This window comes from Geotalea toluenoxydans JCM 15764, from assembly GCF_001311985.1.
Lineage (GTDB): Bacteria > Desulfobacterota > Desulfuromonadia > Geobacterales > Geobacteraceae > Geotalea > Geotalea toluenoxydans.
On record NZ_BBCJ01000002.1, the window covers coordinates 28,836 to 44,779 of the forward strand.

Annotated in this window: 22 protein-coding genes and 2 pseudogenes; 23 read left to right on the forward strand and 1 reads right to left on the reverse strand. The window is 55.9% G+C overall.

The annotated features are described in order from the left end of the window. The first annotated feature begins 18 nt into the window (after positions 1 to 18). The 12 genes and pseudogenes from JCM15764_RS01310 (at position 19) to JCM15764_RS01355 (ending at position 7,429) form a co-directional block, all read left to right on the forward strand. Positions 19 to 678, forward strand: coding sequence for a flagellar basal body L-ring protein FlgH (locus JCM15764_RS01310; RefSeq protein ID WP_054692118.1), 660 nt, complete (start codon positions 19 to 21; stop codon positions 676 to 678). Positions 679 to 739: 61 nt separating this feature from the next. Beyond that, positions 740 to 1,832 (forward strand): annotated as a pseudogene (locus JCM15764_RS01315) (flagellar basal body P-ring protein FlgI). A gap of 38 nt (positions 1,833 to 1,870) precedes the next feature. Then, positions 1,871 to 2,215, forward strand: a complete 345-nt coding sequence (locus JCM15764_RS01320; protein ID WP_243688125.1) for a rod-binding protein — start codon at positions 1,871 to 1,873, stop codon at positions 2,213 to 2,215. Positions 2,216 to 2,251: 36 nt separating this feature from the next. After that, positions 2,252 to 2,533 (forward strand): flagellar biosynthesis anti-sigma factor FlgM, encoded by a 282-nt coding sequence (gene flgM, locus JCM15764_RS01325; RefSeq protein WP_054691770.1) that lies wholly within the window; start codon positions 2,252 to 2,254, stop codon positions 2,531 to 2,533. A gap of 2 nt (positions 2,534 to 2,535) precedes the next feature. After that, a complete protein-coding gene (locus JCM15764_RS01330) occupies positions 2,536 to 3,033 on the forward strand; it encodes a flagellar protein FlgN (protein ID WP_054691772.1) in 498 nt (165 codons plus the stop codon). Next, positions 3,034 to 4,230 carry a flagellar hook-associated protein FlgK gene (gene flgK / locus JCM15764_RS01335; RefSeq protein ID WP_243688126.1) on the forward strand — a complete coding sequence of 399 codons (1,197 nt, stop codon included), beginning with the start codon at positions 3,034 to 3,036 and terminating at the stop codon, positions 4,228 to 4,230. It abuts the gene before it with no gap. 41 nt (positions 4,231 to 4,271) lie between these two features. Continuing rightward, positions 4,272 to 4,472, forward strand: a complete 201-nt coding sequence (locus JCM15764_RS21105; RefSeq protein WP_243688127.1) for a flagellar basal body rod C-terminal domain-containing protein — start codon at positions 4,272 to 4,274, stop codon at positions 4,470 to 4,472. A 25-nt stretch (positions 4,473 to 4,497) separates the two neighbouring features. Continuing rightward, entirely contained in the window at positions 4,498 to 5,229 is a 732-nt protein-coding gene (gene flgL / locus JCM15764_RS01340; RefSeq protein WP_243688128.1) for a flagellar hook-associated protein FlgL, read from the forward strand. After that, on the forward strand, positions 5,226 to 5,417 hold the full coding sequence (locus JCM15764_RS21110; RefSeq protein ID WP_243688129.1) for a flagellin: 192 nt from the start codon (positions 5,226 to 5,228) through the stop codon (positions 5,415 to 5,417). The genes flgL and JCM15764_RS21110 overlap by 4 nt, the downstream gene beginning before the upstream one ends. Before the next feature lie 179 nt (positions 5,418 to 5,596). Then, positions 5,597 to 5,854 (forward strand): flagellar FlbD family protein, encoded by a 258-nt coding sequence (locus JCM15764_RS01345; protein WP_054691774.1) that lies wholly within the window; start codon positions 5,597 to 5,599, stop codon positions 5,852 to 5,854. Positions 5,855 to 5,881: 27 nt separating this feature from the next. Next, positions 5,882 to 6,652: a flagellar motor protein gene (locus tag JCM15764_RS01350; protein WP_054691775.1), complete on the forward strand. Its 771-nt coding sequence runs from the start codon at positions 5,882 to 5,884 to the stop codon at positions 6,650 to 6,652. Beyond that, entirely contained in the window at positions 6,653 to 7,429 is a 777-nt protein-coding gene (locus JCM15764_RS01355; RefSeq protein WP_054691777.1) for a flagellar motor protein MotB, read from the forward strand. Between the two features lie 124 nt (positions 7,430 to 7,553). On the opposite strand, the gene JCM15764_RS01360 is transcribed toward JCM15764_RS01355, so the two are convergent. Then, the gene (locus JCM15764_RS01360; protein WP_054691779.1) at positions 7,554 to 8,360 is read right to left on the reverse strand and encodes a PilZ-like domain-containing protein; all 807 of its coding nucleotides are present in this window, start codon (positions 8,358 to 8,360) and stop codon (positions 7,554 to 7,556) included. A 236-nt stretch (positions 8,361 to 8,596) separates the two neighbouring features. On the opposite strand from JCM15764_RS01360, the gene JCM15764_RS21115 reads away from it, so the two are divergent. From JCM15764_RS21115 to JCM15764_RS25805, 11 genes and pseudogenes are all read left to right on the forward strand, one after another. Continuing rightward, positions 8,597 to 9,259 carry a glycosyltransferase family protein gene (locus JCM15764_RS21115; RefSeq protein ID WP_243688130.1) on the forward strand — a complete coding sequence of 221 codons (663 nt, stop codon included), beginning with the start codon at positions 8,597 to 8,599 and terminating at the stop codon, positions 9,257 to 9,259. Next, positions 9,172 to 10,446 carry a tetratricopeptide repeat protein gene (locus JCM15764_RS21120; RefSeq protein ID WP_243688131.1) on the forward strand — a complete coding sequence of 425 codons (1,275 nt, stop codon included), beginning with the start codon at positions 9,172 to 9,174 and terminating at the stop codon, positions 10,444 to 10,446. Before JCM15764_RS21115 ends, JCM15764_RS21120 begins: the two co-directional genes overlap by 88 nt. A 14-nt stretch (positions 10,447 to 10,460) precedes the next feature. Continuing rightward, on the forward strand, positions 10,461 to 11,345 hold the full coding sequence (locus tag JCM15764_RS01370) for a glycosyltransferase family 9 protein (RefSeq protein WP_243688132.1): 885 nt from the start codon (positions 10,461 to 10,463) through the stop codon (positions 11,343 to 11,345). Beyond that, positions 11,342 to 11,719, forward strand: coding sequence for a tetratricopeptide repeat protein (locus JCM15764_RS01375; RefSeq protein ID WP_054691783.1), 378 nt, complete (start codon positions 11,342 to 11,344; stop codon positions 11,717 to 11,719). Before JCM15764_RS01370 ends, JCM15764_RS01375 begins: the two co-directional genes overlap by 4 nt. After that, the gene (locus tag JCM15764_RS01380; protein ID WP_054691785.1) at positions 11,665 to 12,144 is read left to right on the forward strand and encodes a tetratricopeptide repeat protein; all 480 of its coding nucleotides are present in this window, start codon (positions 11,665 to 11,667) and stop codon (positions 12,142 to 12,144) included. The genes JCM15764_RS01375 and JCM15764_RS01380 overlap by 55 nt, the downstream gene beginning before the upstream one ends. Then, positions 12,116 to 13,723, forward strand: coding sequence for an exostosin domain-containing protein (locus tag JCM15764_RS01385; protein WP_054691790.1), 1,608 nt, complete (start codon positions 12,116 to 12,118; stop codon positions 13,721 to 13,723). Before JCM15764_RS01380 ends, JCM15764_RS01385 begins: the two co-directional genes overlap by 29 nt. Positions 13,724 to 13,905: 182 nt before the next feature. Continuing rightward, positions 13,906 to 14,721 carry a flagellin N-terminal helical domain-containing protein gene (locus JCM15764_RS01390; protein ID WP_054691793.1) on the forward strand — a complete coding sequence of 272 codons (816 nt, stop codon included), beginning with the start codon at positions 13,906 to 13,908 and terminating at the stop codon, positions 14,719 to 14,721. A gap of 185 nt (positions 14,722 to 14,906) precedes the next feature. Next, positions 14,907 to 15,125, forward strand: coding sequence for a hypothetical protein (locus JCM15764_RS01395; protein ID WP_054691796.1), 219 nt, complete (start codon positions 14,907 to 14,909; stop codon positions 15,123 to 15,125). Continuing rightward, on the forward strand, positions 15,122 to 15,460 hold the full coding sequence (locus tag JCM15764_RS01400) for a hypothetical protein (RefSeq protein WP_054691799.1): 339 nt from the start codon (positions 15,122 to 15,124) through the stop codon (positions 15,458 to 15,460). Before JCM15764_RS01395 ends, JCM15764_RS01400 begins: the two co-directional genes overlap by 4 nt. 24 nt (positions 15,461 to 15,484) lie before the next feature. Next, positions 15,485 to 15,874 (forward strand): flagellar biosynthesis repressor FlbT, encoded by a 390-nt coding sequence (locus JCM15764_RS01405; protein WP_054691802.1) that lies wholly within the window; start codon positions 15,485 to 15,487, stop codon positions 15,872 to 15,874. Then, positions 15,864 to 15,938: pseudogene (locus tag JCM15764_RS25805) on the forward strand (flagellar biosynthesis regulator FlaF); the annotation flags it as partial. The gene JCM15764_RS01405 and the pseudogene JCM15764_RS25805, both read left to right, overlap by 11 nt. Positions 15,939 to 15,944 lie beyond the last annotated feature (6 nt).

Sequence of the window (15,944 nt, forward strand, 5' to 3'; positions counted from 1 at the left end):
ACGCCGGCAAAATACCTGATGCTTGTGGGACTGTTACTGCTGCCAGCCTGTTCCTTCCAGAGTTCGGAAATCAGGACTCCCACCTTCGACGAACAGATGCAGCAGGCAAAGCCTACCTATGCCAGCGGGTCGATCTGGCAGGATTCTTCCACCGGCATTACCGAGGATCTCAAGGCGCGCAGGAGAGGGGATACTCTCACCGTGGTCATTACGGAACAGGCGAGCGCCAGTAAACAGGCCACTACCGGAACCAGCCGCGGCAGCACAATTTCCGCAGGTATTCCAAATTTGATGGGGCTGGAGACCAATGTCACCGGCATCAGTAACTGGATGGACCTGAACAATCTCCTGAACGCCAGCTATGACTCCAAATATGACGGCAGCGGCAAAACAACCCGCGAAGAGAACTTGCGCGCCACCATCACCGCCAAGGTCATCGATGTCATCGGCAATGGCAACCTGCTCATTGAGGGGAAGCGTAATGTCAAGGTGAACAATGAGGATCAGATCATCGTTCTCACCGGCACCGTTCGCACCCGTGACATCAGCCCGGACAATGTTGTCAATTCCATTTACATTGCCGATGCCCGTATCAACTACAGCGGCAAAGGGGTCATCAGCGATCGGCAGCGGCCGGGCTGGCTGATGGGGATACTGGACGTCATCTGGCCGTTTTAGCTTTGAAAACTTTGGCCGAGGGCTGCGGCGTTGCTGCAGCAAAAGAGGAATAGAGACGAAAATGACCGGGAGAATCTGTACGATATTGATGTTGCTGCTTTTGTTGCCGCAACTGGCACTGGCAGTACGGATCAAGGACATTGCCGCATTCGACGGGGTGCGTGACAACCAGTTGCTGGGGTACGGCCTCGTGGTCGGACTGAACGGCAGCGGTGACAGCGACCAGACCAAGTTTCCCGTTCAGTCCCTGGTCAATACCCTGGAGCGAATGGGGATCACCATCAACCGAGCCGACATTACCGTGAAGAATGTGGCGGCGGTTATGGTAACCGCTTCTCTGCCCCCCTTCGCCAAGCAGGGCAATACCCTCGATGTCCTCGTCTCATCGGTGGGGGATGCCAAGAGCCTGGCTGGAGGGACTCTGCTCTTGACCCCCCTCAAAGGTGGCGACAGCCAGATCTACGCTGTTGCCCAGGGGGCGGTCCTTACCAACTCCTTTTCCTACGGCGGCCAGGCCGCTTCCGTGCAGAAAAATCACCCGACAGCCGGACGTGTACCGGCTGGCGCCCTGGTGGAAAGGGAACTGCCCAACGTACTGGCCGGGCGCAATGTGCTGCGCCTTAACCTGCACCAGCCTGATTTCACCACAGCCTCCAGAATTGCTGCGGTCGTCAATGGTAAATTCAAGGCACAGGTTGCTTCACTGACCGATCCGGGATCGGTGCAGCTGGCAATGCCCGATGGGTTTATCGGCAGACCGGTGGAATTCGTGGCTGAGCTGGAACGGCTTGAGGTGACCCCGGACGTGATGGCGAAGGTGGTGCTCAATGAGCGTACCGGCACTATCGTTATCGGCGAAAACGTGCGTATTTCCGCGGTGGCAGTTTCCCATGGCAACCTGACCCTCTATGTGAAGGAGACACCGAAAGTGTCTCAGCCCGCACCGCTAGGGGCAGGCGAAACCAAGGTCGTGCCGCGGACCTCGGTTAAGGTAAAGGAAGAACGCGGCAGCCTGGCGATTGTTCCTCAGGGGACAAACATCAGCGATGTGGTGCGAGCCTCAATGCCCTTGGGGTAACCTCCCGTGACCTGATCGGCATCATGCAGGCGATCAAGCAGCCGGGGCACTGAATGCCGAATTGTCCGTCATTTAATGGGGTCGAATAACAGACTATCGACAAAAGGACAGACCATGGAGATCAAAGCAACCGCCTTGCCGGTAGCGCTTGTGGACAGCACCGGGACACAATCCCTAAAGCTCGGGCAGCAGTCTGCCGAAAAGAATAATATGGCCATCAGGAAGGCGGCCAGGGAGTTCGAGAGCCTTTTTGTCGGCATGATGCTTAAATCAATGCGCGAGACGGTCGGCAAGGACAAGCTGACCGGCGGTGGTCACGGTGAAGAGGCATATCAGTCTCTTCTCGACCAGGAATATGCAAAGGCTGCGGCCGAAAACGGGAGCTTGGGCCTTGCCCGCACAATTGAAAAGCAGTTGTTGGCGGAGGGGGCGGGAAAGAAAAAGCCCGACAAGGATTAAGGTCCACAGGTTTTCCTGACGAAAGGCGGTTTTTCAGTGAAAGTAGATCAACAGAGCCAGGTTCACACCATTGATTTCTACCACGGAAGAACCGCAGCGGCAGATGCAGTAACCGGCAGCGGCAGGCAGATTGACATCATCGAAATTTCTCCTGCCATCAGGGAAATAGACGCCCTGAAGAAATCGGTCGCCACCCTGCCGGAGATGAGACTGGACCGGGTGGCATTGATGAAGCAGCAGCTGGGCTTTGGCGCATACAGGATCGATGCCGAGTTTGTTGCGGCAAAGATGATCGAGAACCATGCAACTGGAGGTTAAGGATGACCGCTGGTATTGATGAACTGATAAGAGCCCTGCAGGAAAAGGGGGCGCTACTGGACGAGATGTATCAGCTCCTGGAAGAAGAGCAGAACTGTATAATCGCTCTTGACATGGCCCGGCTGGAGACCAATCAGTCAGAAGTGGACAGTGCCATGGGGAGGCTGGAGCGATTGAACGGGAACTGCAGGAACCTTCTGGCAAAGACCGGTGCAGCGTTGGGGCTTGAGAATAATGGCAGCCTTTCACCGCTCATAGCGCGGACCGCCGGGCAGGAACGCCTTGCCCTGCAAGGTCTGCAGACGGATCTTACCACCTCGACCACGGCCGTCGACAACCTCCTTGCCATTAACCGCAATCTTCTTCAGGATTCCCTGGGACTGGTGGATCGGTCACTCAACTTCTTCAACAGCCTGTTCAACAATCCCACCACCTACGGCCAAGCCGGGACAATGAGAACCAACAATGGCGGAGCCAGGCTGGTGTGCAAGGAGATATGAATGGGAATAAATGACATCTTCAGCATAGCCACCAGGGGGATCGCCGCCCAGCGTCAGGCAATAGAGGTGACCAGCGAGAACATCGCCAATGTCAATACCCCTGGCTACTCGCGGCAACGGGTCATTATGGAAAGCGGGCCGGCAAACCTCGCGTCCGGTTTTCCAATCGGTGGAGGGGTAGAGGTAGTTGCCGTGCAACGCTCTTACGACAACCTGCTGCAGACGCAGCTGGTTAACGGCAACAGCACCTACCAGCAGAACCTGGCCAAACAGACCGCCCTGCAGCAGGTAGAGCCGCTGTTCAACGAAGTCTCCACCGACGGCCTGGGCAAAGCCGTGGAGAGCTTTTTCGGCTCGTGGCAGGATCTTTCCCTTAATCCCCAAGGGGCCCCTGAGCGTCAGGCTCTAATTGCCCGCTCGCAGATTCTGGTGGATACATTTCACCAGATGAACACCAATCTCAACGCCGTCATCACCAGTGCCGACCAGGATTTGGTCAGCATCACCGCCGACATCAGCGACAAGCTCGGCAATATTGCCTTGCTCAATCAGCAGATCATGACCACCCAGGGCATGGGGGGCAACGTCAATGAGATGAAGGATCAGCGGGACCTCCTTGTCCAGGAACTTGCCGGCAAGATGGGGATAACCACCAGCGAACAGTCCAACGGTACCTTGACCGTCTCGCTTTCCCTCGGTGGACAGGTGCTGGTGAGCGGCAACCAGTACAGCACCGTCTATACTAGTCCCGATGGGGGAACTCCGCCCCGGAACGATATCTATGTCACCCCCCTGGGCAACCCGCCGCCTGCCAACACACCAGCCACCGACACCGATGTGACCGCCACCATCGGCGGCCTCAACAATGGCTATGGCGAAATCGGCGGAACATTGCAGGTAAGGGACCAGATAGTGCCGGGGTACCTGGCCAAACTGGATGAAATGGCCGGCAAGATCATTACCTCGGTCAATACCCAGCACACCGCCGGAGCCGACCTTGCCGGCGGCGCCGGTGTTGCCTTTTTTACCGGCACTTCCAGCGCCGATATTGCCGTCAGCGGTACGATAACCTCCGATCCGACCAGGATTGCCGCGGCTGCCATTCCGTTTGTCGGCCCGGGTGACAACCGCAATGCACTGCTCATCGCCGACATCAAAAATTCTTCCTTGCGTTCAGCACCGGTAACAGCACCGTAGCCGACTTCTTCAACGCCTTTGTCAGCAATGTGGGCATCGATGTGCAGAAGGCTAGAAATACGGCGGCGCAGGGGGAGGCTTTCCTGAAGCAGCTGAATACCTTGCGGGAATCAAACGCGGGTGTTTCCCTGGATGAGGAGTTGACCAATCTTCTCAAGTACCAGCGGGCATTTGAGGGAGCGGCACGGTTGGTGACGACGGGAAGCGAGATGATGGATACCATACTGGCGATGGTCAGGTAGGTAACATGGAAGAGGAGAATTGACGATGCGCGTAACTCCGGGAATGACGGCAGACAATGCCTTGTACAATCTGCAGCAGGGGCGGTCCAAGCTGGACCAGCTGCAGGAACAGATCGCCTCAGGTTCCGTTATCAATCGGCCGAGCGATGATCCCATATCCACCCGACAGATCCTTGCCATGCAGAACGGGGTCACCGAGGGGGATCAATACCTGAGCAACATCGAGAAGGGCAACATCTGGCTCGGCATAACCAATACGGCGCTGACCGGAATGTCCTCCATAATGGCCCAGGTAAAAACCATTGCCAGTAACATGATCAGCACCAGTACCGATGCCAACATGATCGCCAATGCCACCACCAACCTCACCCAGTTGAAAAACCAGCTGATCGACCTGGGCAATACCCAGATCGGCAACCAGTATGTCTTCGGCGGCTTCGACAACAGCACGGCGCCTTTTGATGCAAGCGGCGTTTTTTCCGGTACCGATGATCCCATGAAGGTGGATATCGCCAGGAACTCCTCCGTTGCCATGAATATCACGGGGGGGGACCTCTTGCGTGGCGGAACCCCGGCGGTGGGGGCCGGTTCCGGGGCCACCGCCGGCACCAGGCCGGCGGACATTGTCGACAGTATCGACAAGCTGATTGCAGCAATTACCAGCAGCTCAGCCGCTGATATCGTCGACGGGGTAAAGAACATGAAGCTGCGGCCGATCAGATTGCAGCTGCCCAGAGCACGGTGGCGGGAAACATGATGCGGCTGGACAATGCCAAGACTATGATCGTCAACAATCAGAACACCCTGAAAAACATCATCAGCAGCAAGCAGAATGTTGATTATGCAAAGGCGGCGACGGAACTCTCCCAGCAGCAGACGGCTTTTGAGGCAGCGCTGTCGGCAACGGCCAAGATCAGCCGGCTGTCATTGCTTGACTACATCTAGAAGTAGAAGATAAATATGCATATTAATGGTGGAGAGGCCATACGAGCGCTTTTACGGCACGAGTTTGGCCTTTTTTTCGCGCGGACTCAGGGCCTCCAGTTATCTTTGATGGAAATCGGGCTAAAGATTTGGTTCCATATACCGAAACAAATATAAAAGAGCAGTATGGGGGCAGGTGAATGATCAGACTGACGCGAATGGACGGCAGTGAAATATATCTCAATCCGGATCTCATGGAAATTATCGAAGAGACCCCGGATACCCATATTGCCCTGCTGAACGGCAATCGTTACCTGGTCCTGGAGCCGGTGGCCGTGATCATCGACCGGATCGTCACCTTCAAGGCCAGTATCCAGCGCCGCTCCTCCGGGGGCACGAAAAGAAAGTACCTTCTCCGGCAACGGAAGGAAAACTACCGACCGATCTGTCCTCTCTGACAGCGGCTTCCACACGGGACTAGAAGAATGGATATAGCAACTATAATCGGTCTGGTACTAGGTTTCGGCGCCATAATCGGCGGACAGATCCTTGAGGGGGGGCATGTCAGTGCGATTATTCAGCCGACTGCCGCCGTCATCGTCCTTGGCGGTACCATCGGCGCAACCTTTGTCAGCTTTCCCCTGGCCAATATCCTTCATGCCCTCAAAGATGCGCAAAAGGTTCTCTTTCCGCCCAAGGATGACCCGGAAGCGGTGATCAAGAACATCATCAATTATGCGGCCAAGGCCCGGCGCAACGGCTTGATCTCTTTGGAGCAGGAAGCCCAGACGGTCAAGGACTCTTTCACGAAAAAGGGCATCTCCCTGGTGGTGGATGGCATCGACCCACAAAAGCTCAGGGAAACCATGGAGATAGAGCTTAACTCATTCGAAGAACATGCAAAGGCAAGCGCCGACGTATTCGAGGCTGCCGGGGGATTTGCTCCCACCATCGGCATCATTGGCGCTGTTCTCGGTCTGATCCACGTCATGAACAACCTGTCCGATTCGTCAAAGCTGGGCGCCGGCATCGCGGTAGCCTTCGTTGCCACCATTTACGGCCTTATGACGGCCAATATCATCTGCATTCCAATCAGTACCAAACTGAAACTGCGGCTTAAGGAGGCGATCCTGCAGAAGGAGATGGTCATCGAGGGGCTTATCGCCATCCAGAATGGTGAGAATCCCCACTTTATCGAGCAGAAGCTGCGAGCCTACCTGCCCGAAGGCGGAGCCGGCGCCAAGAAGGGCAAATAGATGGCCCGGAAAAAGAAGCATGAAAAAGAGCCTAACCTGGAACGATGGCTTGTATCCTATGCAGACTTCATAACACTGCTTTTTGCCGTCTTCGTCACCCTGTATGCCATGAGCCAGACCGACAAGAAGAAGGCGGAAGAGGTTATTGAATCCTTGCGGGAGTCGTTCGGCTACAGCAAGAGTTCTTCCTCTCCAAAGCCCCGGGTCATTGATTCAGGCAACATCAACATCATTCCCAACATGCGGCCCCAGGTCCAGCAGCAAAAGGCAGGCAAGGGTGGCAAAACCAAGTCCCATGCCGAAGAAAAGGATTTCAAGGCGGTCAAGGCTGCCATCGAGGCCTATTTGCTGAAAACGGGCGCCCAGGATAAGGTCAGCGTTGAGATCAACCGTCGGGGGTTGGTGGTCAGCCTCAAGGAGGCGGGGTTTTTTGACTCGGGGAGCGCCATTGTGCAGCAGAGCGCTTACAGTCTCCTTGCTCATGTGGCCGAGTCCCTGGTCAATTACACGAACCCGGTCAGAGTGGAAGGGCATACGGACAATGTGCCCATCAACTCCAGGACATTTCCCTCCAACTGGGAACTGTCCACGGCAAGAGCCACCAATCTGGTCCAGTATCTGATCAAGTATTATGAGTTTGAGCCGGAAAAAATTTCGGCAACGGGCTTCGGCGAGTACAGGCCGGTGGCGGACAATACCACTGTCGATGGGAGAAGCAAGAACAGGCGGGTGGATATAGTGCTGCTGTCGGCGGAGAGTGAAAGGGGAGAACCTTAAACCGGTGATTGGTGATTGGTGAGGAGTGAGGAGTGAGGAGTGAGGAGTGAGGAGTGAGGAGTGAGGAGTCATTGCGGCTGTTTTCGTCGGTTAGGCTGGTGGCGAAAAGAGCCGATTTTATTTTTTAGCGGATGGGGACGATGCGGTCCTGGCTTAGTTGCAGCAGTCTTCTTTGCTCACTGAATATAAAGGAGATGATGGTCTCCCGCTCCCTTTCGTTGATGTGAATAAAACGCGTGGCGACCCTGTATTGGGTTCCCTTTTCCCAGCGCAAGGTGATTTCGTTGCAGCGCACAACCTCTGCCACGGTGCGGATGATCCGCGAAGGGACAAGTGGAAGAAAAAGATCAATTCCCATCAGTGTCCCCGGAGCCACCGCCTCGGGCAGCTTCAAACGAATACCTCCACCGCTGAGATTCATTTCCATTGGCAGAAGGTCTTCGCCATCCCGCCATTCCACCACCTTAAAGCCATCACCGAACGGTTCCAACTGCAGCTCCGGCAGTGATAAACAGCGTCCTCTCTCAGCATTCCATTCTTCTTCTACAATTGATGGCGGCTGATTTTTCAATACCCGGTATTCCACCGGCATGACCAGATCCAGTCTGAAGTAATCCCGCCGTTGCTGCTCAATTACCGGGCCAACCAGCTTTGCCTGGAGTTTGTTGCCGGAATCGACTTTTTCAAGCCTGCCGTTACAACGGTAATGGGCCCATCCGGTCCAGTAGGTGACATAAAACTCGGTACCGATTTCCACTTCCGAGCTGTCCGGTAATCCATCGCCGATCAGCTCGATGGAGAGAAGGTCAGCGTTGATGGTAGTGACAATGGCATTACTTTCGAGGAGTTTCTTGTCCATGAGGCGGACGGCAGCATTTATCTGCTGGTCCGGTTTGAAATGATCTTCGTATTTGACGGTTGTTGCAGTCATGGGCTGGCGTTCCCCGAGGGTATTCTGTCCATAGGCTTGAAAATGTTAGCACATCTTCCCAAACGCAGCAATTATTTACTACAAGGTATTTAATTATCTCAGCGATTAACGCGGCGCAATCGCCCCCAGTCCAGTCAAATTTATGACAGAATTTGCTGGCCTTGCAGATCCGCACAGTAGCGCCATTTAGCCCGGCTGGTATGGTAGTTGCTTTTTTACCTGGCGAAAAGTCATCATTGAGAGGTTCAGCCGATGAAAGTATCCATGCCTTCCGGTTCCGCCATGGCTGGGGAATAGCCGGGGAATACCTGGCGAGGGAGATAATAAAACTGCCGCCGGTCGATGGTGTTACGCTCCACTGTATCGGAGGGGTCGATCTCAAGCCTCTGGACCCCCAGGCCTGGGACAGGATCAACATCGGGTACACCTTTTTCGAGGACGACATCGAGGTGCTGCGCCATACCAGGCGGGCTGCAGCTGAGTGGGACCACATCGTTGCCGGTTCCAGCTGGTGCGAACAGCATCTGCGCATCGGCGGCATCAGAAATACCAGCACCATTCTTCAGGGGATTGACCCCGCCAATTTCTCCCCTTCTCCACCACGGCTCGATGACGGACGTTTCATCGTCTTCTCCGGCGGCAAGTTCGAGAGCCGTAAATCACAGGATATTGTCATGGCTGCCATGAAGATACTCATGGCTCGCATCCCGATCTGTGGCTCTCCTGCGCCTGGTACAATCACTGGCCCTTTTCCATGGCCACCATGCAGGGCTCACGCTACATCAGCTATCGCCACCTTGAAGAGAACTGCATGGGCCTTTTACGCAGGACCCTGCAGGAAAACGGCCTTCCCATGGACCGAATCATCCTGCATCCCCTGTTGGATAACGCCCGGATGAAAAATGTCTATGTGGACACTGACATGGGTCTGTTCCCCAACCGCTGCGAGGGGGGGAATAACATGGTCATGTCAGAATACATGGCCTGCGGCAGGACCGCAGTCGCATCGGACGCCAGTGGCCAGGGAGACATAATTACCACAGAAAATGCGTTCCCCCTGACCAGCTACGAGCCGCTCCTTATCAGCCGCAGCGGGGTCCCTTCTGCCATCTGGTTTGAACCCTCCCTGGAGGAGGTGGTGGAAAAGCTGGGGTTTGCTTTGCTCAACAGGGGCGAAATACGCGCCAGGAGCATCCGTGCCGGAGAAGATTTGCAGCGCTTGCGCTGGGATAGAGCTGCCGAGCAGTTTCATGGCCTTGCCTGCAAAATTGCCGGAAAGGGCCGAGAGTCATTGGCGGTCAGAGTGCATCAGGCATCGCTGGGAGAGCCTATGACCGCAGACGATTATCTGCGGGAGGGTCGGGCACTTCTCGACAGCGGCAATCCGGCACTGGCCGAGGCGCGTTTGCTGAAGGCACGTGCTCTGAACCCATTCTCCGCAGAAATTTACAATTGCCTGGCAGGCGCCATGGATGCACAGGAACATCATCAGCAAGCCCTGGGCTACTACCAGAAGGCCCTTTCCCTGCTGCCGGACTCGGCAGTGATCAACTTCAACATGGGCAATACCCTGAAAAAGCTGGAGAGGCCTATAGAGGCTGCAGCATATTACCGGGAGGCCCTGAAAGCGGACCCCGATTTTGCCGAAGCCCATTACAATCTGGGGCTGGTTCTGCAGGGTCAGCAGCTTTTCGACCAGGCACTGGATGAATATGAGCGGGCGCTGGCCCTGAGGCCGGATCATGCCGGCACCCTGCATAACATGGGGGATATCTTGCAGGACCGTGGCCAAGTGGAACAGGCGGTTGCCTGCTACGACAAAGTGCTGGCACTGGATCCGCAACTGGCCAATACCCATAACTCCCTGGGCAATGCCCTTCTCTGCCAGGAAAAGTATCCGGAGGCGATTGCCGCCTATGAGCGTGCCCTGGCCATCGATCCTGACAATCCGATGATCCACAACAACCTTGGGGCCGCTTTCAAAGACAAAGGCGACCTGGACCGGGCCATCGCCTGCCATCGCCGGGCCCTGGCACTGGAACCTGGGAATGCCGATGCCCACTGGAACCTGTCCCTGCCTGCCTGATGAAAGGGGCGTTCATGGACGGCTGGCAGGGTTATGAATGGCGCTGGAAAAAGAGCGTACCGGTGCCGCGCCGAGAGCTGCCGCTTCCTCTCTGGGATGGGGAGCCCTTGGGCGGCAAGAAGATCATTCTTGTCTCCGAACAGGGGGCCGGGGATGCCTTTCAATTTGTACGTTATGCCGCCTTGGTCGCAGGCAGGGGAGGTACTGTTCTGGTCGAATGTCAGAGCGCAGCCCTGAAGCCGGCCCTGGAACGGGTGCCGATGGTCAAGGAAGCCTTTGTCGCGGGAGAAACGCTGCCACAGGCTGATTGCTATTTCCCCCTCATGAGCCTGCCGCTGCTGTTCGGCACTACTCTGGAAAACATTCCGACAGACGTTCCTTACTTGATCCCAGAACCGGCCCGCCTGGAGAGCTTCCAGCGAAGGATGGGGGGCGATGGTGGTCTTAAGGTGGGGATCGTCTGGGCCGGTAGACAGAACCTGGTGCGCAACCGCAAGCGGACCTGCGGTTTGGAGGTTTTTGCCCCCCTGGCCGAAATTCCAGGGGTCACCCTCTATAGTCTCCAGATAGGCCCCGATGCAGACCAGGCTGCTCCATGGATAGCCCAGGGCAAGCTGGTCGACTTGACGTCGCACATAAGGGATTTTGCCGACACCGCCGCCCTCATAGCCAATCTGGATCTTGTTGTCACCATCGATACTTCGGTTGCCCATCTGGCCGGGGCACTGGCCCGGCCGGTGTGGACCCTGCTCCACTATGCTCCCGACTGGCGTTGGATGCTTGAGCGCAGCGACAGCCCCTGGTACCCGACCATGCGGCTCTTCCGACAAAAACAGCCGGGAGACTGGCAGGGGGTATTGGTGGAGGTGAAGAAGGCCCTGCAGGAGAAGCTGCCTTGACCAGTGCCGAAGACTTTTACCGTTCGGGCAATGCCAACGCCACACGAGGAGATTACGACGGGGCCATTGCCGCCTATCTGCAGGCGCTGCAACTTGCTCCACGGCAGCCTGCAGTTCTCAACAACCTGGGGCTCGCCTATGTTGAGAGCGGACTCCTTGATGAGGCCAAGGCCATCTTCCAACGATTCATCGCCCTGGACCCGGAAAACGCCGAGCCGTGGAACAACCTGGCCGTTGTCGTGCAGATGGCTGGAGACCTGGAGACGGCGACGGAGCTTTTCCGCAAGGCCCTTGCTCTCAATCCACAGTATGCCGAGGCGTGGTACAATCTGGCTTTGCCCTGGAAGAACAGCGGAACTGGTCGGATGCCATAACCTGCAACCGGAGGGCAATTCTTGTCCGTCCCGATTATGCAGAGGCACACTTCAACCTGGCGCTGCTGCATCTCCTCACCGGGAAATTTCGCGAGGGCTGGCAGGAATACGAGTGGCGCTGGGTGACCAAGGGCTTCAGTACCCCCAGGAGACATTTCAGCCAGCCCCAGTGGGATGGCAGCCCTTTTCCCGGCCGGACGCTGTTGGTCCATATGGAACAGGGCTTTGGCGACATAATTCAATTCATCCGTTACGTACCCATGGTTGCAGGTCGTGGCGGAGGAGTCATTGTGGCTGGTCCTCCCGAGTTGAGGGGATTGCTGGCAAGCGTGGACGGGGTGGACAGGGTGCTGGTCGACGGCGATGCCTGGCCCGAATTTCACCTGCATATACTTGATGTCGCTGCCGCTGGTTCTGGGGACTGAACTGGAGACTATTCCGGGTCAAGTGCCCTACCTGCAGCCTGAACAGCAGAAGGTGAAGGATTGGGCGCGACGGCTTGAGGATGATCTTGGATTCAAGGTGGGACTGGTCTGGTCGGGCCGGCTGAATACGGAGAAAAACCGCCGCCGTGCCTGTCCTCTGGAGTACTTTGCATCCCTGTTCGGCATCGCCGGGATCAGCTGGTATACGCTGCAGATGGGGGAAGGAAGAGAGCAGCTGGAAACGGTGCCCTTCGGCGGGCAGATCAGGGATCTGACTTCCCTGATTAAGGACTTTGGCGATACAGCCGCGTTCATTGCCAATCTGGACCTGATCATCTCCATCGACACCTCGGTATGTCATTTGGCCGGAGCTTTGGGAAAAGAGGTGTGGACACTGCTTTGCCGGTCTGCTGACTGGCGCTGGCTCCTGGATCGCGACGACAGCCCCTGGTATCCGTCCATACGCCTGTTCCGTCAGGAGCAGGAGGGGGACTGGTCATCGGTAATGGCGCGGGTGGAGGCCGCTCTTCAAGAGCGTACCGCTCCCCGGCTGAAACTCTACTTCTACCGTTTGGGGATTGATTATTTGCTGCCCCCTTTGCTCCATGCAATGAAAATCCCCCTGCTCTATGACGATCCCCAGGAGCGGCAGGAGGTTGCGGGCCCCCGCTACGATGTGCTGAGCATCTGGCAGGAAGATGAATTGGGCAAGCCTGTCTCCCCATGCCGGGATAGCTATGATGAGGTCGATTCACCTGCAGATGCAGATTTCATAGTTTTCCCCGAGCGGATCGACGAGCTGCTGGAGAATTTCGGCGGCGAGGGTACGGCTCGCTTTCTTCACCAGCTTCCCCATTTTGCCACCCACGAGGAGAAGCATGTCTTTCTGACCGTTCACGACAACAGTGATCCGTTGGGCATCAAATCGGTCATCTTCAGGACCAGTGCCTCTGCCTTAAACGCCGACCCATGCACCTACGTTTTCCCTTACCGCACCGAGGACTTTAGCAGCTATCTCCACTACGACCTTGCCCGCATGGATTATCATACCTGTTTTATAGGCTTCACCGGCTCCAGTCCAATCCGCAGCCTTCTCATGGACAGCATGATGAGGGAGAAACGCCTGGTCAGCTATCTGGACACAAGCGAGCGCTTCTACGGCCATTCCCCGGAGGACGAGTTACCCCGTCGAAGGGCCCGGTTCCTGGAATATATGGCCCGGTCCCTGACGGTACTCTGCCCCCGCGGGACAGGAGAAAATACGTTCCGTTTTTTCGAAGCCATGTCCATGGGGCGGATCCCGGTTCTTGTGGGTGATGGCTGTATCCTGCCGTTTGCTTCCCATATTGACTATGACGCCTTCATCATGAGAATTCCTGAGCGGGAGATATACCGGGCCGGCCAGCTGCTCTACGAGTGGATATCGCGACAGAGCGAGACTGAGCTCCTTGGCCGCTGTCACCGGGCCAGACAGGTCTGGGAAAAGTACTGCCGCTATTCCAGGATCAGCGCCATGCTGCTGGGCATGTTGCAGCGGCATAAACAACGTCTTGTCCAAGATGAAAGAAAAAAAATGTAACCAGGTGTTTTTTCTCCTAAAGTTACCCGATCCAACACCGAAGAGATTTCTAAATGCAGAATGTGAGACCGGGTCACCGGGGCCACGAAGAATCGTGAGCCTCGACTGCATCAAGACAAGCCGGGTAACCGGCGCAACAATCGGCAAGAATGCCGAAAAAAACCTAGAAAAGGAGAATCACCATGGCTATCAACGACGTATCATTGACCGCAGGCATGAGAAGTAATCTTCTTACCATGCAGAAAACTTCCGATCTTCTCAACCGTACCCAGGACCGTCTCTCTTCAGGCAAAAAAGTTAACTCCGCACTCGACAATCCGACCAACTACTTTGCCGCCCAGAGCTATTCACAGCGCGCCGGCGACCTCGATGCCCGTAAAGACGGTATGAGTGAGGCAGTTCAGCAGGTAAAAGCCGCCAACGCAGGTATTACAGCTATCACAAGCCTGATCGAGTCCGCCAAAGGTCTTGCAACCTCGGCTCTTTCCACTTCCAACACGACAACCCGCGCCAGCTTGGCCGGCCAGTACGATACGCTACGTGGACAGATCGACAAACTGGCCTCCGACTCCTCCTATGGCGGAAAGAACCTGCTGCAAAACCAGAATATCACCGTCAACTTCAATGAAGACGCAACTTCAACGCTGTCAGTTTCCGGGTTCAGCGCCAACTCTACGGGCCTTGCCATGAGCGCAAACTCGAACAGCTGGTCCGCCGATACCGATATCAGCACCGACTCCGGCAAGATGGATTCGGCCATCACGACCCTGCGGTCCAAAACCCAGACCCTGTCGGCTAACCTGAACATCATTACTACCCGCCAGGATTTCACCAGCAGCATGATCAACACCTTGAGCACCGGCGCGGATAACCTGACCCTGGCCGATATGAACCAGGAAGGCGCCAACATGCTGATGCTGCAGACCCGTCAGTCTTTGGGTACCACAGCCCTGAGCCTTTCTTCTCAGGCAGCGCAGTCGATCCTCCGGTTGTTCTAATAACGGCAGAATCGGGTGGAGGGGAGAATTCCCCTCCACCTCTTTTTTTTAGGGGGTGACTCCATGGCCATACAACCCATAAACAATGACCCTGTGCTGTCAAATTTGCCCCGCACAACGGCTACAGGTCAAACAGTTGACGCACAAAACGGAATGCTGAAGAAAAAAATGCTGCGGGGGATTCCGTGGCATTTGTTGCTTCAGGAGAGGCAAAATCGGAGTTCGCCCGGATCAACTCCACCAAGGAAGCTATTGCTGTAGCGGCCAGGGCCATTCATGCCGCTGATGAGGTGATGGATGCCGTTGGGAAGAACCTGTCAAAAATGAAGGAAAGCCTGGAAACAATCGTCAAGAACTATCCCCCTTTCCCCATGGCAGTGATGAGCGGATCAAACTCCTTATGAGCTATAACTCCCTGCGCAAGCAGATCGACGATCTGACAATGCCGCCACCGCCACCCGATGGCACGGAGTATGCTAAAATAGTGGGTGACCCGGCTGTTGCCGGTATCAGTGGCATCAACGTCACCAACGAGAAGGGGGTCCCGGTGAAAATCAATGCACAGGAAGTGCATACCGGTCCCACTGGTTTGGACATCCCGGTACTGCCGGACCATCCCGGAGACGATGCCACAGATGACCAGATCTATGAAGCCTTGGGCCATCTGGATGCAGCAGTAAAGACCCTTGGCGAGAGACAGTCGGGACTTGCAGCGGATGCGCAGAAACTGCTGGCCTAGCCCCCGACACGGATACGGACTGCGATGGCACTGAAAATTTCCCTGAAACCCAATGAACGCATGATCATCGGCGGCGCCGTTATCAGGAATGGCGGCAAGGCCAGTGAGTTCCATGTGGAAAACAAGGTACCGATTCTTCGGGAGAAGGACATCCTGGGAGAGCAGGACGCCACCACCCCTTGCCGAAACCTGTACCTGGTCATCCAGCTCATGTATATCGATGAAGCAAACCTATCCACTTACAACAATACGTACTGGGAACTGGTGAAAGCTCTTGTCGATGCTGCTCCCAGCATGACCCCGACCCTGGACAGCATCAGCGAATGCATTGTCGGCGGGAACTATTATCAGGCACTGAAACTGACACGAGACCTAATTGACTACGAAGAGGAGCTTATCAGACATGCTGGCTAACCAGATCAAGGAATACGCGAACATTCAGAAGGAAGCATTGACCGGCCGTGAACTTGAAGCATCAGTCCTT

Excerpts from the sequence above, each read along its gene's own strand:
- JCM15764_RS01310 (WP_054692118.1), top strand. The coding sequence starts at position 19 with ATGCTTGTGGGACTGTTACTGCTGCCAGCCTGTTCCTTCCAGAGTTCG.
- JCM15764_RS01320 (WP_243688125.1), top strand. The coding sequence starts at position 1,871 with ATGGAGATCAAAGCAACCGCCTTGCCGGTAGCGCTTGTGGACAGCACC.
- JCM15764_RS01330 (WP_054691772.1), top strand. The coding sequence starts at position 2,536 with ATGACCGCTGGTATTGATGAACTGATAAGAGCCCTGCAGGAAAAGGGG.
- flgK (WP_243688126.1), top strand. The coding sequence starts at position 3,034 with ATGGGAATAAATGACATCTTCAGCATAGCCACCAGGGGGATCGCCGCC.
- flgL (WP_243688128.1), top strand. The coding sequence starts at position 4,498 with ATGCGCGTAACTCCGGGAATGACGGCAGACAATGCCTTGTACAATCTG.
- JCM15764_RS21110 (WP_243688129.1), top strand. The coding sequence starts at position 5,226 with ATGATGCGGCTGGACAATGCCAAGACTATGATCGTCAACAATCAGAAC.
- JCM15764_RS01345 (WP_054691774.1), top strand. The coding sequence starts at position 5,597 with ATGATCAGACTGACGCGAATGGACGGCAGTGAAATATATCTCAATCCG.
- JCM15764_RS01350 (WP_054691775.1), top strand. The coding sequence starts at position 5,882 with ATGGATATAGCAACTATAATCGGTCTGGTACTAGGTTTCGGCGCCATA.
- JCM15764_RS01355 (WP_054691777.1), top strand. The coding sequence starts at position 6,653 with ATGGCCCGGAAAAAGAAGCATGAAAAAGAGCCTAACCTGGAACGATGG.
- JCM15764_RS01360 (WP_054691779.1), bottom strand. The coding sequence starts at position 8,360 with ATGACTGCAACAACCGTCAAATACGAAGATCATTTCAAACCGGACCAG.
- JCM15764_RS21120 (WP_243688131.1), top strand. The coding sequence starts at position 9,172 with ATGGGCCTTTTACGCAGGACCCTGCAGGAAAACGGCCTTCCCATGGAC.
- JCM15764_RS01370 (WP_243688132.1), top strand. The coding sequence starts at position 10,461 with ATGGACGGCTGGCAGGGTTATGAATGGCGCTGGAAAAAGAGCGTACCG.
- JCM15764_RS01385 (WP_054691790.1), top strand. The coding sequence starts at position 12,116 with ATGTCGCTGCCGCTGGTTCTGGGGACTGAACTGGAGACTATTCCGGGT.
- JCM15764_RS01390 (WP_054691793.1), top strand. The coding sequence starts at position 13,906 with ATGGCTATCAACGACGTATCATTGACCGCAGGCATGAGAAGTAATCTT.
- JCM15764_RS01400 (WP_054691799.1), top strand. The coding sequence starts at position 15,122 with ATGAGCTATAACTCCCTGCGCAAGCAGATCGACGATCTGACAATGCCG.
- JCM15764_RS01405 (WP_054691802.1), top strand. The coding sequence starts at position 15,485 with ATGGCACTGAAAATTTCCCTGAAACCCAATGAACGCATGATCATCGGC.